Source organism: Pseudoalteromonas sp. SWYJ118, from assembly GCF_015864505.1.
GTDB classification, from domain to species: Bacteria; Pseudomonadota; Gammaproteobacteria; order Enterobacterales; family Alteromonadaceae; genus Pseudoalteromonas; species Pseudoalteromonas arctica.
Map to the genome: position 1 here is coordinate 1 of NZ_JADYXC010000041.1, position 14,782 is coordinate 14,782.

The 14,782-nt window shown below is 37.8% G+C and carries 11 protein-coding genes; 1 reads left to right on the forward strand and 10 read right to left on the reverse strand.

Annotated features, from left to right (window positions below):
• The 7 genes from rfbB to rfaH all read right to left on the reverse strand — a co-directional run.
• A partial coding sequence (gene rfbB, locus I6F48_RS20495; RefSeq protein WP_197120200.1) for a dTDP-glucose 4,6-dehydratase occupies positions 1-984 on the reverse strand: 984 nt, incomplete at its 3' end.
• A 1-nt stretch (position 985) separates the two neighbouring features.
• Positions 986-2,026, reverse strand: a complete 1,041-nt coding sequence (locus I6F48_RS20500; RefSeq protein WP_197120201.1) for an NAD-dependent epimerase/dehydratase family protein — start codon at positions 2,024-2,026, stop codon at positions 986-988.
• Between the two features lie 92 nt (positions 2,027-2,118).
• Positions 2,119-3,399 carry a Vi polysaccharide biosynthesis UDP-N-acetylglucosamine C-6 dehydrogenase TviB gene (tviB, locus tag I6F48_RS20505; RefSeq protein ID WP_197120202.1) on the reverse strand — a complete coding sequence of 427 codons (1,281 nt, stop codon included), beginning with the start codon at positions 3,397-3,399 and terminating at the stop codon, positions 2,119-2,121.
• A 195-nt stretch (positions 3,400-3,594) separates the two neighbouring features.
• Entirely contained in the window at positions 3,595-5,844 is a 2,250-nt protein-coding gene (locus I6F48_RS20510) for a polysaccharide biosynthesis tyrosine autokinase (protein ID WP_197120203.1), read from the reverse strand.
• A gap of 15 nt (positions 5,845-5,859) precedes the next feature.
• Entirely contained in the window at positions 5,860-6,294 is a 435-nt protein-coding gene (locus I6F48_RS20515) for a low molecular weight protein-tyrosine-phosphatase (protein ID WP_007582278.1), read from the reverse strand.
• Between the two features lie 12 nt (positions 6,295-6,306).
• Positions 6,307-7,422: a polysaccharide export protein gene (locus tag I6F48_RS20520; RefSeq protein WP_197120204.1), complete on the reverse strand. Its 1,116-nt coding sequence runs from the start codon at positions 7,420-7,422 to the stop codon at positions 6,307-6,309.
• 1,026 nt (positions 7,423-8,448) lie between these two features.
• Positions 8,449-8,931, reverse strand: a complete 483-nt coding sequence (gene rfaH, locus I6F48_RS20525; RefSeq protein WP_197120205.1) for a transcription/translation regulatory transformer protein RfaH — start codon at positions 8,929-8,931, stop codon at positions 8,449-8,451.
• 1,170 nt (positions 8,932-10,101) lie between these two features.
• Here rfaH and I6F48_RS20530 point away from each other — a divergent pair.
• On the forward strand, positions 10,102-11,472 hold the full coding sequence (locus I6F48_RS20530; RefSeq protein WP_197120206.1) for an MBL fold metallo-hydrolase RNA specificity domain-containing protein: 1,371 nt from the start codon (positions 10,102-10,104) through the stop codon (positions 11,470-11,472).
• 230 nt (positions 11,473-11,702) lie between these two features.
• On the opposite strand, the gene I6F48_RS20535 is transcribed toward I6F48_RS20530, so the two are convergent.
• The 3 genes from I6F48_RS20535 to I6F48_RS20545 form a co-directional block, all read right to left on the reverse strand.
• Positions 11,703-13,124, reverse strand: a complete 1,422-nt coding sequence (locus tag I6F48_RS20535; protein WP_197120207.1) for a lipopolysaccharide biosynthesis protein — start codon at positions 13,122-13,124, stop codon at positions 11,703-11,705.
• An 80-nt stretch (positions 13,125-13,204) separates the two neighbouring features.
• Positions 13,205-14,290, reverse strand: coding sequence for a TDP-N-acetylfucosamine:lipid II N-acetylfucosaminyltransferase (locus I6F48_RS20540; protein ID WP_139047179.1), 1,086 nt, complete (start codon positions 14,288-14,290; stop codon positions 13,205-13,207).
• A partial coding sequence (locus I6F48_RS20545; protein ID WP_197120208.1) for a DegT/DnrJ/EryC1/StrS family aminotransferase occupies positions 14,238-14,782 on the reverse strand: 545 nt, incomplete at its 5' end. The genes I6F48_RS20540 and I6F48_RS20545, both read right to left, overlap by 53 nt.

Consider the following 14,782-nt stretch of genomic DNA (forward strand, 5'->3'; position numbering starts at 1 on the left):
TGTTTCAAAGGTTTCTATTGGTGTCCAGTTTAGCTCTGTACTCATTTTTGACGAGTCAATAGCATAACGTCTATCGTGACCAGGGCGATCTGTCACGTACGTTATCTGCTCTGAGTACGGGAAGTCCTTAGGCACTAAAGTATCTAGAATACTGCAAATACTTTTAACAACTTCGATGTTTTGCTTTTCGTTATGACCACCAATATTATAGGTTTCACCAATTTTACCTTCAGTTACTACCTTATATAAAGCTCGAGCATGGTCCTCAACGAATAACCAATCTCTAATCTGATCACCTTTACCATAAATAGGTAAGTCTTTACCTTCTAGCGCATTAAGTATTACTAAAGGTATTAATTTTTCAGGGAAATGATATGGCCCATAGTTATTTGAGCAATTGGTTACGATTGTAGGAAAGCCATAAGTACGTTGCCATGCACGAACTAAGTGATCGCTAGACGCCTTACTTGCTGAATAAGGACTACTTGGTGCGTAAGATGTTTGTTCAGTAAACAAAGGTAGCGCTTTACCTAACCCATTACCTACTTGCTCATCTGGGTGAGGTAAATCTCCATATACTTCATCCGTTGAAATATGATGGAATCTAAATGCTTTTTTCGCATTAACTTCTAAGTTATTCCAGTAACTGCGAGCTGCCTCAAGTAAGTTATATGTGCCTACAATATTAGTTTGAATAAAGTCGCTCGGCCCTGTAATTGAACGGTCTACATGACTTTCAGCAGCCAAATGCATTACGACATCGGGCTTATGCGTTTCAAAAACTCGATCCAACTCTGTACGGTTACAAATATCAACTTGTTCAAATACATAGCGTTCGTTTTTATCAACAGATTTTAATGACTCAAGATTACCCGCATAAGTAAGTTTATCTAAATTAATAACTGAGTCTTGAGTCTTTTCTACAATATGCCGAACTACTGCTGAACCTATAAAGCCCGCCCCGCCAGTAACTAATATTTTCATTTTATTTATTGCCTAAAAATTCTTTATACCAAGGCATTGCTTTACTAATACCCTGTAATATTTTGTATTCTGGTTCATAACCTAATTTATTGACGCCTTTACTTACGTCTGCTTGCGAATGGCGTACATCACCAGCTCTAAAATCACGATATTTTGGAGCTTGGGTAATATTTATATCGCACTCTTCAAGTGCAGACTGTATTGATTTGTATAAATCGTTAAGCGTTGTACGATCACCTACTGCTACGTTATATACATTGTCTTTAGCTTCATCTGGAGCAGTTGCGGCAAGTATATTCATTTGCACAGTATTTTCGATAAAACAAAAATCACGGCTAGTTTCACCATCACCATTTATAAACACATCTTCGCCTTTGATCATATCAGCAGTCCACTTAGGAATTACTGCTGCATACGCTCCATTAGGATCTTGGCGCTGACCAAATACATTAAAGTAACGTAAACCTATAGTTTTAAACCCGTAAGTTTTAGCATAGACACCCGCATATAACTCATTCACATATTTAGTTACTGCGTAAGGAGATAGTGGATTACCAATATTTTCTTCAACTTTTGGTAATGCTGGATGGTCACCATACGTTGAGCTACTTGCAGCATAAGTAAAGCTTTTTACTTTAGCCTCTTTAGCTGCTTGTAACATATTTAAAAAGCCTGAGATATTAGCTGCATTCGTTGTTACTGGATCTGCAATTGAGCGTGGTACTGAACCAAGGGCCGCTTGGTGTAATACATAGTCAACACCTTCACCGTTATTAGCTAACGCAGTTTCGCAATCTTGATAATTACGAATATCACCCTCTATGAAGTTAAAGCCTTGCCACTGCTCTGCAGTTACTAACCCTTGCACTTCATCAAGGTTATGCTGATGGCCCGTTGCAAAGTTATCAAGCCCCACTACTTTTTGATTTAATTTTAATAAATGTTCTAAAAGATTTGAGCCAATAAAACCAGCAACACCTGTCACCAACCAAGTTTTAGGAGAAGAAAGTAGTTCTATTTTAATTTGTTCGTAACGAGTCATAATATTCCTTGTGTGAGCTTAGGGCTGCACAAAATTCAAGCCTGTGAATGGTATCTATCTTAAAAGCGTGGGGAAATCCACGCTTTCAATTATTACAAACGCATATCAACACTTTGTTTTGGTAGTACATATTTTAAATCGTAAAGTACATGCTCAGCTTTACCAAGTGCACGAATTTGCTCTGCGCCCATTTCTTTAAATTCGTTATGGCCTACTGCAAGAATAATTGCATCGTAGTTATTTTGTTTAGGCTCTGTAGTTAAGCTTAACCCATATTCATGTTGTGCTTCATCGTTTGAACACCATGGGTCTACTATATCAACATTAATGTTATATTCTTTAAGCTCACTGACTATATCGACCACTTTTGTATTACGTAGGTCTGGGCAGTTTTCTTTAAAGGTTAAACCCATTATCAGCACATTTGCGCCATCTACATGAATGCGCTTTTTAAGCATATTTTTAACAAGTTCAGATACTACATGTTTACCCATACCATCGTTTAAACGGCGACCGGCTAAAATCATTTCTGGGTGGTAACCTACGCTTTGTGCTTTGTGCGTTAAGTAATACGGATCAACGCCAATACAGTGTCCGCCAACTAAGCCGGGGCGAAATGGCAGAAAGTTCCATTTAGTTCCCGCAGCTTCTAGCACTTCAAGTGTGTCTATACCTAGCTTATTAAAAATAATTGAAAGCTCATTAATTAGTGCAATATTTACATCGCGCTGAGTATTTTCGATTACTTTTGCAGCCTCTGCAACTCTAATAGAACTTGCTTTGTGTGTGCCGGCCGTAATTACTGACTTATAAAGTTGATCTACTTTTTCAGCTATTTCTGGAGTAGAACCTGAAGTTACTTTTAGTATGTTAGTTACGCGATGCTCTTTATCACCTGGGTTAATACGCTCTGGTGAGTAGCCAGCGAAAAAATCTTCATTGAATTTAAGACCTGAGAATTTCTCTACTACCGGTAAACATGCCTCTTCAGTAGCACCTGGGTATACGGTTGATTCATAAATTATTATATCGCCTTTTTTAACCACTTTACCTAGCATTTCACTCGCTTTTATAAGTGGCGTTAAATCTGGCTGCTTATGCTCATCAATTGGAGTAGGTACTGTAACAATATATACATTACAACTTTCAAGATCTGACACTGTATAAGAGAAATTAAGTTGCGGGGATTGTTTAAGCTCTTCATCACTTACTTCAAGTGTTGAGTCATGACCTGACTGTAACTGTGCAATTCGACCTTGATTAATATCGAATCCCGTTACTGGGAATTTTTTACCAAATTCAACTGCTAATGGAAGGCCTACATAGCCTAAACCTATGATGCCAATTTTTAGGTCCGTTAATGAATCGTGCATTTTAATACTCTCTTTAAATTTAAAATCAGCTATATAAGGTAAACATGTTTAGCTACTTGAATATATCAAACCTTGCGCTGATAATTTCAAGTGTGGACTATGGAAAACTAATACTAAAATAATATGCTTACTTTACTTCGCAACTATTGATTTATGAGCTAGACCTTATTTAAGCCTAACTCATATAATTAAGGCTTATTTATCACTTTTATATTCGTAGTTGTAGTACCCGTAATAGCCGTATGCATTACTGGCTTTTTTAACTACACCGTTAAATACCACGCCTTTTACGTCTATGCCGTTTTGCTCAAAACGATTACGGGTCAGCTCTATTTCACGCACATGGTTTTGTCCAAAACGTGTTACAAGTAATGTAGTGCCTGTATGTGCACTTACAATTGCGGGGTCGGTTACTGCAAGTATTGGAGGAGTATCGATAATTATAATGTCGTAAGCGGCGCTTACTTCTTCAACTAACTTACTAAAGTTACTATGCATTAATAGTTCTGAAGGGTTTGGCGGTATTTGTCCGCGCGTAATAACACTTAAACCTTCAACTTTGGTCGGTTTAGTAACTTGCTCTAGGTTTAAACGGCCCGATAGGTAATCACTTAAGCCATCGTCCCACTTTAAGCCAAACTGGGTTTGCAAGTAGCCTTTACGCATATCGGCATCAATAATAAGTACTTTTTTACCGCTTTGTGCAAGCACAGAGGCTAAGTTAACCGATATAAATGATTTACCTACGCTTGGGCTTGGGCCCGATATAGCAATAATATTGTTTTTAGCTTCCATCATCGCAAAGTGTAGGCTAGTACGCAGGCTACGTAGTGCCTCTATTGCTAGGTCGGCTGGGTTATCTAGCGCTAATATACTTTTAGGTTTATTAACTTTGTTTTTGCGGGCTCGCTCGGCAAAGCCACTTAGCTTATCTTGATAATCTGAGTGCGGTACACTTGCGTATACCGGTAGGCCTAGCGCTTCAATCTCGCTTGGGTCTTCCACCCCTTTATGCATTGCTTTTTGTATAAGCACAATTGCCACGGCTAACATACCACCAAGCATAGTAGCCATTACCACTATTAATGCTTTTTTAGGTTTAACTGGCTTGCTGGTGTTTACCTCAGCGTAGTCAATAATACGTACGTTACCTACGGTGCCTGCGCGGACTATATCAAGCTCTTGTGTTTTACTAAGTAGTAGTGTGTAAATTTGGTTACTTACCTCAACATCGCGTTTTAAACGTAGTAGCTCTTGTTGAGTTTCTGGCAGGTTACCTACCTCACCAACAAGCTCTTGTTTTTGGCTTTCAACCGCTTCTATTTGCTCAAGTATACCTTGGTACGAAGGGTGATCTTTTTTAAACTTTCGGCCAATATCTAAACGTTTTAAGTTTAGCTCTTGTAACTTGGTTTCAAGCTTTACAACTTGTTCAAGCACGCCTTGTGTTTCAAGTGTTATGTTTATTGATTGGCGCTTTATTTGGTAGTCGTTAAAGCGTTGCTCTGCGTATTCAAGCTGTTTTTTAATTTCTGGTAATTGTACTTCTAAAAACTCCAACGACTTTTGTGCCTCGGCGCTATTACGTTCAACATTGCGGCGTACATAAATAGCGGCTACTTTATCAAGCACTTTTTCAGCGTAGCTCGGTTTAGTACTTTGTAAGCTTAAGTTAATTATGCCTGAGTCTTTACCTTTTTCGCTTGCGCCAATTGCAGTTTGCAAATCTAAAATAGTATTTAGGCGATCTTTACGGGTAATTGTAAACTCTGTACCAGGGCGTGCATTTAAAGTACGAATGGTTAAGTTAAACTTACCGTTTGTAAGCTCCTCGCCTACTTTACCCGATAATATTTGCTCACCGTCACCATTTAAAAGTGTAAGGCTATTATTAGCCTGTGCAACCAATGTAAATGCTTGATTTACTGCAGTGCGTGGTACGTCAAATCTAAATACATTTATGTTCTCACCACCCCATGCGTAGCTACTAGCTCCAAAACTTGGCTCAGCTAAGTCGCCATCTTCCATTGGGGTAAATTTACGATAAGCTCGGCTACCTATAAACGGGAATAGCTTAGGCTCTGCTGTTACATCAAGCTTTAAAGTGTCTACTGCCTCACCTATTATACTGCGCGACTTTAATAGCTCTATTTCGGTTACTGCAGCCGATGTACTTTCGAACATGCCTGCCATATCGTCAAAACCAGGGACTGATGCGCCGCCGTCTTCAACTTGTATCATGGCTGTTGCTTGGTAAACAGGGGTACTTAATAGTGCATAAATAACACCTACAAACATAAACAGTGCGGTTACGGCTACTATAAAATATTTGCGATCGAGCAATGCGCCTAGTAGCGCCATTAAATCAATTTCTTGCGTTGGTTGTGTGTTATTAGTGCTTTTATTATTAGCGTTACTAGCGCTGTTATTCGGCTGGGTATTCATTAAATTAGCCATTCCTTATAAATACTTTTGCCAAGCGCTACACGCGCTGTCGATTAATGTATAAACGTGTTCAAAAGCCTCTTGGCTTTGGCGATATGGGTCTGGTATTTCAGCGTTATTAATCCACTTACCGAGTAAAAACGTTTTACCGCGCGCCTCTGGGTAGCGAGCATGTACGTCGTTTAAATGGCGTTCTTCCATTACGAGTATTACGCTGTTTTGCGCTACTAAACTTGATGTAAGCTGCTGGCCTTGGTGAGCATCCATATTAACGCCATGTGCGAGTGCTATTTGTTTTGCTTTTGCATCTGCTGGTTTGCCTTCAAGTGCTGTTAACCCAGCAGACGATACTTTAATATTTTTGCCTTCAAGCTTTTGCTTTAAAACATACTCACCTGTTGGGCTACGGCAAATATTACCTGCACACACAACTAAAACTGAATCAAACATTTTTAAAAACCCTTAGTTTGATGAAATATCGTCTAGGCTATCAACCGATGCTACCGACGGTAATAATAAACTTATTACACGGTTCCAACGGGCAAGAGGTGCCGATGTTACATATATAATATCGCGCGGTTGTAGCTCAAACTGCTCAGCTAATACCATTGCTGCTATATTTTTAGCGTGTAACTGGTATACGTTTGCAATAACGCCAGTTTGCTCTACGTCACTTTTACGCAGTACAAATACGCCATTAGCGTCGGCTGTTGCTTCGTTTAAGCCGCCCGAGTCGCTTAGCGCTTCGGCCAAGTTTAAACCATAACGGTTAAGCGTTACTGAACCTGCTTTTTTAACATCACCTAATACAAATATTTTTTGTGCATCGTTACGGTTTACGTGCACTATGTCGCCATGTTGCAATAAACGGTTTTGCGAAATGTCACCATGGGCATAAAAGTCATCAAGTTTAATAACTTCTGTTTTGTTGCCACGAGTAAATGTTACTGTGCGCCAATCGGCTGCATCAGTTAAGCCGCCAGCTTGGTTTAAGGCATCAATTAAGGTCAATGGAATTTCGGTTACTGGATATACACCAGGCTTGTTTACTTCACCGGTAACGTAGGTTTTTTGGCTTCTAAAGCCAACTACTTTTACGTCTACTTGAGGGTCTTCTATTACTCGGCTTAGGCGTTTAACAAGCTCATTGCGTACTTGGCTTATTGTTTTACCTGCAGCGGGTATATTTGGTGCGTAGGCGTAAGTAATGGTGCCGTCTCGTTGTACTCTAAAGCCGTCAAATTCTGCGGTACGTTGTACTGCTGCAGGTATTGTTAGCTCTGGGTGATCCCATACGCCTATTGTTAATACGTCGCCAACACCTAGTTTGTATTCGTAGTTGCTTACGTTTAAACCATCGGTGCTTGAAATTGGCTTAGCTGCTATACGCGCTTGATTTTGTTTATTTATTAGTAGCGAGTCGATTATTTGAATGTTTACTTTTTCGAGATCTTGTTCGAGGTTTTGTGTTTGCTCGCCTGAGTCTATACCTTCAAAGTGGCTGCCTGGTACTATTGTACAGCCGGTCATGCTTAGTATTGCGAGTATTGATGCGAGTGATTTACAGCTTAACGCCATTGTAGAATCCCAAAATTATTTTAATATTGCACTTACTCACCAACCTTGGTGAGCACTTGTATTTTAGCCGACTAATTAAAGCATGTGCACTATTGTGAAGCAATAGTCTTTGCTTTGTAAAAGCTTTGTTACTAAGTTTTTAATTAGCACTGAAATTATATCAGTATTTTCATAAGGTCTTTATGAATAAATTTAATTGATAGCCGTTTTTAGCAAAACACTTAACGCGTTCATCACCAATTGCACAAAGAGAAGTGAATGAGGAGCCATTTAAACAAGTACTTTATGGCTGCTTACTTCTTTAAAGCGCAGTGCCCGCGACCTCTTCAGATTAACCACTTAAAGCTTTATTGCACAAAGAGAAGCGAATGAGGAGTAAATGAGAAGACATTTAAACAAGTGCTTTATGGCTGTTTACTTCTTTAAAGCTCAGTGTGCTCGACATCTTCAGATTAACCACTTAAAGCTTTATTGCACAAAGAGAAGAAAATGAGGAGTAAATGAGAAGCCATTTAAACAAGTACTTTATGGCTGTTTACTTCTCTAAAGCGCAGCGTGCTCTTAACCCTTTTGTGAATAAATCACTTAAAGCCTTATTGCACAAAGAGAAGCGAATGAGGAGTAAATGAGAAAACATAAAACATAAAACATAAAACATAAAACATAAAACATAGTAATTATTTATTTTTACTTCTCTAAAGCGAAGCGCCCTCTTAACCTCTTTGTGCATAAATCACTTAAAGCCTTATTGCACAAAGAGAAGCGAATGAAGAGTAAATGAGAAGCCATTTAAACAAGTGCTTTAGGCTGTTTACTTCTCTAAAGCGCAGTGTGCCCTTAACCCTTTTGTGAATAACCCTTATTACGAGCTTTGCTCGTCACGCCAGCAAGCTGCGCGTCTACAAGTGAGCTTAACCATGTAGCTTTGAGGGTTTTAGGCACGCTTCCGCCCTTAGGTTACAGTTCCTAGTTACTGATATAAAAATATTCTTTCGCGGCATAAAGCCGCTGCTACGTTTTTAGTTATTATTGCTTAATATCTTTATTATCTACACTTACTTCAATTTTTTGATTAAGTAAGTTAATGAGTAAAATACTGCGCAAGTCGCCATCGGGCTCTTTGTATATTGCTTGTATATTACTGAATGAATCGTTATTCACACTTACTACATCACCTGTTTTTGGTATTTGTGATTCAGTAGTGTGTGAACGTTCATTTTTTAGCTGGTCAATTATGTGCTTAGAAACCAACTGATAATTTGCTCCATAAAAAACAAAACCGCCTATTCCACGGGTGTTTTTTACAGCAGAAAAATTACCATTTTTTGATTCAAGGCATACAAATAAATAATTAGGGAATAAAGCAGTGTGTTTGACGGTCCGACGACCTTTAACCAACCTTTCGGTAGTTAATTTGGGGTAAAACGCTTCAATCCCTTGATTTTGCAAGTTAGTTTTGGCTCGTTCTTCTTGCTTTGGTTTGCATACGACTAAATACCAACATTCCATAGTAGCCCTTAATACATAACTAAATTGCAAAAAATACAATTCCAAACTAAACAGCGGCGACATTATAGCCAACATAGAGTGCCTATGTAAATACGCCTTAGTGGTTAATAGCCACTCACTTTAATAAATATTGTTATTGAGTTTAAAGGGAGTAAAGGCTTTAACGCTAGTTTAGTACCTATAAAGCTATGTTTAGATTGGGCTAAACAAAAGTTTAGCTGCGAAAATTTATTAAAAAATTTAATGAATATTTTTTTAATAAATATACAAGTAAGAGCGCGAAGTAAATTCGCACCTACAAGTTGGTACATATTTGTAGGTGAGGTTTTATACCTCGCTTGTTGTTAGGAGTTAAAGTATGAGCGCGAAGTAAATTCGCACAAGTTGGTGCATGTTTGTAGGTGAGGTTTTATACCTCGCTTTTTTAGGTGTTAATACACGAGCGCGAAGAAAATTCGCACCTACAAGTTGGTGCATGTTTGTAGGTGAGGTTTTATACCTCGCTTTTTAGGAGTTAAAGTATGAGCGCGAAGTAAATTCGCACCTACCGGTTGGTACATTTTGTAGGTGAGGTTTTATACCTCGCTTTTTAGGTGTTAAAGTATGAGCGCGAAGTAAATTCGCACCTACCGGTTGGTACATGTTTGTAGGTGAGGTTTTATAAATCGCTTGCTGTTAGGAGTTAAAATATGAGCGCGAAGTAAATTCGCACCTACAGGTTGGTACATATTTGTAGGTGAGGTTTTATACCTCGCTTTTTTTGGATTTAAACATGAGCGCGAAGTAAATTCGCACCTACCGGTTGGTGCATATTTGTAGGTGAGGTTTTATAACTCGCTTTTTTTGGATTTAAACATGATCGCGAAGTAAATTCGTATCTACCGGTTGGTACATGTTCTTAGGTGAGGTTTTATAACTCGCTTGCTGTTAGGAGTTAAAGTAAGAGCGCGAAATAAATTCGCACCTACCGGTTGGTACATGTTTGTAGGTGAGGTTTTATACCTCGCTTTTGGTAACGTTAGGTTGGCTGAGCGCAAAGTAAATTCGCACCTACAGATAATATGCTGAAGGTGAGGTTATTAATTTAGCCCAAGCGTTAGAACCTTGAATAATTATGGCTTTACTTCTACCTTAAAATTCAATGTAACAAATTGATGACAAGGAAGCACAATGCAAATACTTCACCACGGAGCGGTTAACGGCGTTACTGGTTCGTGCCACGAGCTGGTAGTTAATGAGCAAACAAGTGTGCTTATTGATTGCGGGTTATTTCAAGGCGAAGACTCTAAAGCCGACCTTTCAATTGAGTTTAATATTACCCATGTTACTGCCCTTATTGTTACCCATTGCCATATTGACCATGTTGGTAGAATTCCTTACTTATTAGCAGCCGGTTTTAAGGGCCCTATTTTTACAAGTATTGCATCGGCCAGTTTATTACCTTTAGTAATAGAAGATGCTTTAAAAGTGGGTGTAACCCGCGACCCTAAAATTATAGCTGCCTGCTTAAGCTTATTAAATAAGCGCATAGTTGCTGTTAGTTATAAAACGTGGTTTGAACTACCTTGCAAAGGGCTCAATAAAGCTAAAGCGAGATTTCAGCGTGCTGGGCATATATTGGGTTCTGCCTACGTTGAAATTGATATTACAAATGGTGATAACAACAAACACCGTGTTGTATTTTCAGGAGATTTGGGTGCGCCATACACCCCACTACTCCCTTCGCCTAAGCCGCCCTATAAAGCCGACACCCTAGTTATTGAATCAACCTACGGTGATAAAAATCACCAAGGCCGTAAAGAGCGTACTAAAACGCTAAAAAACATTATTGAACGCGCCGTAGCCGACAATGGCGTTGTTTTAGTACCTGCTTTTAGTATTGGGCGCACACAAGAGCTGCTATATGAGCTTGAGCAACTCATACATAGCTCATCTAAAAAGTCTAAGTGGCGAGACATTCACGTAATACTCGACTCCCCTATGGCAGCCAATTTTACTGAGCAATACAAAAAGTTTAAGCACTTATGGGATAGCGAAGCCAAACGTAAAGTTGCAAATGGTAGACACCCGCTCGATTTTAAAAACCTAACTACGGTTGATTCACACAAAGAACACATGGCTATTATTAACTATTTAAGTTCGCGGCAAACGCCAGCCATAATATTAGCTGCAAGCGGTATGTGCACAGGAGGTCGAATAGTTAATTACTTAGAGCGATTTTTAAATGATAAAACCACCGATGTATTGTTTGTAGGTTATCAAGGTAATAAAACGTTAGGCCGCGAAATTCAAAAATATGGCCCACGTAATGGGTATGTTTTTATAAATGATGCTCGCATTACTATAAACGCAAAAGTACATACAATTAGCGGGTACAGCGCCCATGCCGATCAAAACGGATTAATTAAGTTTGTAACGGGTATGCATAAAAAGCCAAGCCTGATAAAAATTGTGCATGGCGATGATGATGCAAAAAACGCGTTAGCAAATAAGTACAAAGAAGTTTTAGGTAATGATATTGAAGTTGAAATAGGTAAATAATAAAGCTTTAATTTAAGAATCACTTAAAGCTGATACGTACATACTTCAAATAGAAGATAATTAAACACTTGTATTTAGACTATTTTTCCTTCAAAAAAGTCATGAGAGTGCAGTCAAACAACTGTTAATAGTGGTTTTGTGAAGTGGTTGAATATTTTATTAGGCTAACTTTAAAAATGTTTACGTATTTATTTGTGGTTAACCTAATTGTAGCAGTCAAAGAAAGTTTGCTAAGACTTAATTCCAGATATTTTTTTGGCAATGAAACTTTTACTTTCAGAAATTTCATTTTTAAAAAATAAAAATAAGCTCAATAATATCAAACACCAATATAACGCAAAATAATTTTGTAAACTGCTACCGTATAATGCATGTATAACAGAACCAAATACCAGTAAAGTTGTATAAATATACATACCCAACCTAGGAATTGCCTTCCAAAAGTAAATAGAAAATTCAGTTCTTAATATAAAAAATACCCAGAAAGAAAAACACGTACTTATAGCGGCGCCAATTGCACCAAACTTTGGAATTAACCAGACGTTTCCTAGCAAGTTAACTCCAAAAGCAACTACAGAAGCAAGCATTGAAAATCCGGTGCGCCGGGTAATACCTAGGCCTACGACGCTTGTTTCGGATAGAGTATAAAGCAATGGATATCCTAAACACGGAACTAAAATCCACTGAACCGCTTTGTAATTATCCGGTAGTATAAGCGTTACTACCGCAGAGAGTAGGCCAGCCAAACAAAATAAAATAATAACGACTAATAATACATATCGGTTTACTTTAAATATTTTATCAAGGTTTTCATTTGCTGCTGCCCACTTATATACAACGGGAACCCAAACAGTAGAGAAAACACTCTGAATAATGGTCGCAGCGGCAGCAAAACTAACAGCAACAGAGTAAAGCCCTAACTGCTCAAAATTTGAGAGCTCTTTTAATAATATTTTATCTGACGCAGTTAGCCCCCAGAATGCTAAGCTGCCAAAAATCAGTGGCATACCAAAGCTTAAAAGACCTTTTAACTGGCTAAAGTCTAGCTTTTCCTTAAGCCCTGCAATCCACTCGCTTCTTGTATTCCACGCATATATAAAAAAAACTAATGATATAGCTGCAACATTGGCTATTACAAGATTAGTAATATTTTTATTAACAGAAAATAAAACATAACCTAAGATAATAATGATTAGAAGCAGCTTAGGAAGCAGTTGACTCATTGAGTAGGCGAAGCCTTGCTCATTCATTCGCAAAATTAAAGATAAAAACCTAGACATAAAAGCACATAAAACAGCTAAAGCGACTAACAGGCTGAGAAATTGGCTATTAACCTCAAATAACCATAACGAAATTGTATTACCGTAACTGAATAGTAAACATAAGCTAATAATTAATAAGCTTAAACCTGGGAAAAATGACGCTTTTAATAGGCCTGGTTTATTACTTACTTCGTGAAATTCACGTACATACGCTTGATCTAGCCCTAAGCTAAAAAAGAGTGTGCAAAAACCAACCACTACATTGAGCATAGCTATGCGGCCAATATCTTCCTGAGTAAAAAACCAAGTGATAATTGGCAAACTCACAAAACCTAAGAGAGCACCACCTACTGGGCCCAATGCAAAAGATAGGATTTTTTGGGGGGTCATATTTTTTTATGTTCCAACATACTAGTAACCCCAATAGAATATTATTTATAAAACAACGACTATTAAAGGTTTTGAAATAGTTACTTATCAAATAATTGGGTAAGTTGCTTTTTATAGTTCTCTGTAGAGAAGTAATTTTTTACAATTTCAATATTTTTAGGTAATTTGTGGCAATCTAGATTATTGAGCTTTTCAATATCGCCAACGTTAATACCTTTTTTAGCAAAAAAATGCCATTGTGTGGTTTCACTTCGCAAGTAAACAGTTTTACCAAGACCTAATAAAGTTATTGTATTTCCCATGGCTTGTTGGCGTTTATGATTAAAAAAGGCAATATCAATTGAGCTTAAAAATAATAAATAATCATCAAATGGCATAAAATCTGTAAGGGGTTTAAACTTTTCGCCAAACCATTCTTTACCTTGCTTTATTACTTGCTGTGCATATTCTTGATGCCCGTACGACAAAGGTACATAAATACATATATCCTGATGTTTAAATGGTAATAACTTTTCCAACGCCTCTATATGATTATTACTCGGGTCGGCTGAGTTGCCTACTTGAATATTTACCCTCACCTTATCAACTGCGGGAAGTTTATATTGTTTGTATAAGTTACTCGTGTACATTAAGCACTCATGGTAAGTTCCTTTTGCTCCATACCAGTCTTTTGCAAGAGCTATATCTCCTTCTAAATATGTAACTAAATGCCCAAGCCGATTTATTACCCTGTGCCTTAAAAGCTCATTTATTTTTTCTTTGAGAGTGACACGCTTTAATTGATAAGCATATAAGTCTGCTCCCCATATCATCCAATAACACTTTTTAAGCAACCAAGGCATAACACTTAGTATTTGAACCATTTTTATATCGATTAAACTGTGTAATATAATTTTATCAGCTCGGTGCATTTTTATTATTAATTGAGTATGGTGCTTTACCTTTAATAAAGCCGAACGCCCTGACAAGCAGATATTATTAGCATCTTCAAGCTCATCATCAGCCATGCCATTTTTAATTAAAAACTCATGCTCATCACTATTAAAGTTTTGATTTATAAATCTAATATATGGAGGAATAAATTTATCACATTCTGCTACATGTAATATTCTTTTAGCCCTCACGGAAAAACCCCTCAACAGCTTTAACAACCTTTTCTTGTTCAACGTGGGTCATTCCGAAGTACAATGGTAGACGGACAAGTTTTGCGCTTTCATGGGTCGTGTAAGTATTATCACCTACAAATTTTCCAAACATTTCTCCCGCTGGACTTGAGTGCAGTGGGATATAATGAAAAGGTGTTGTAATACCCTGCTCTTTCATATAACTAATAAATTCATTTCTTTCTTCATTTGAATTTAGTTTTATGTAAAACATATGCGCGTTATGCGTTAATAAATCGGGAATATGAGGTAACTGCTCTGCTTTTAACTTTTGGCTAAGTTCACTGTAATAACGTTCCCATATTGATAAACGAAAATTATTTATCGTGTCTGCGGCTTCAAGTTGTGCATATAAATAAGCCGCTTGTAACTCACTTGGTAAAAAGCTCGACCCTATGTCCTGCCACGTGTATTTATCGACGATACCATGTAAGAACTGGCTACGATTTGTTCCTTTTTCACGTATAATCTCAGCTCGCTCAACCAGCTTAGGGT

Bases quoted from the DNA above. Each gene is read 5' to 3' on its own strand.
- I6F48_RS20515 (WP_007582278.1), bottom strand. From the start codon at position 6,294: ATGTTTGATTCAGTTTTAGTTGTGTGTGCAGGTAATATTTGCCGTAGC.
- rfaH (WP_197120205.1), bottom strand. From the start codon at position 8,931: ATGGAATGTTGGTATTTAGTCGTATGCAAACCAAAGCAAGAAGAACGA.
- I6F48_RS20510 (WP_197120203.1), bottom strand. From the start codon at position 5,844: ATGAATACCCAGCCGAATAACAGCGCTAGTAACGCTAATAATAAAAGC.
- I6F48_RS20535 (WP_197120207.1), bottom strand. From the start codon at position 13,124: ATGACCCCCCAAAAAATCCTATCTTTTGCATTGGGCCCAGTAGGTGGT.
- tviB (WP_197120202.1), bottom strand. From the start codon at position 3,399: ATGCACGATTCATTAACGGACCTAAAAATTGGCATCATAGGTTTAGGC.
- I6F48_RS20520 (WP_197120204.1), bottom strand. From the start codon at position 7,422: ATGGCGTTAAGCTGTAAATCACTCGCATCAATACTCGCAATACTAAGC.
- I6F48_RS20530 (WP_197120206.1), top strand. From the start codon at position 10,102: ATGCAAATACTTCACCACGGAGCGGTTAACGGCGTTACTGGTTCGTGC.
- I6F48_RS20500 (WP_197120201.1), bottom strand. From the start codon at position 2,026: ATGACTCGTTACGAACAAATTAAAATAGAACTACTTTCTTCTCCTAAA.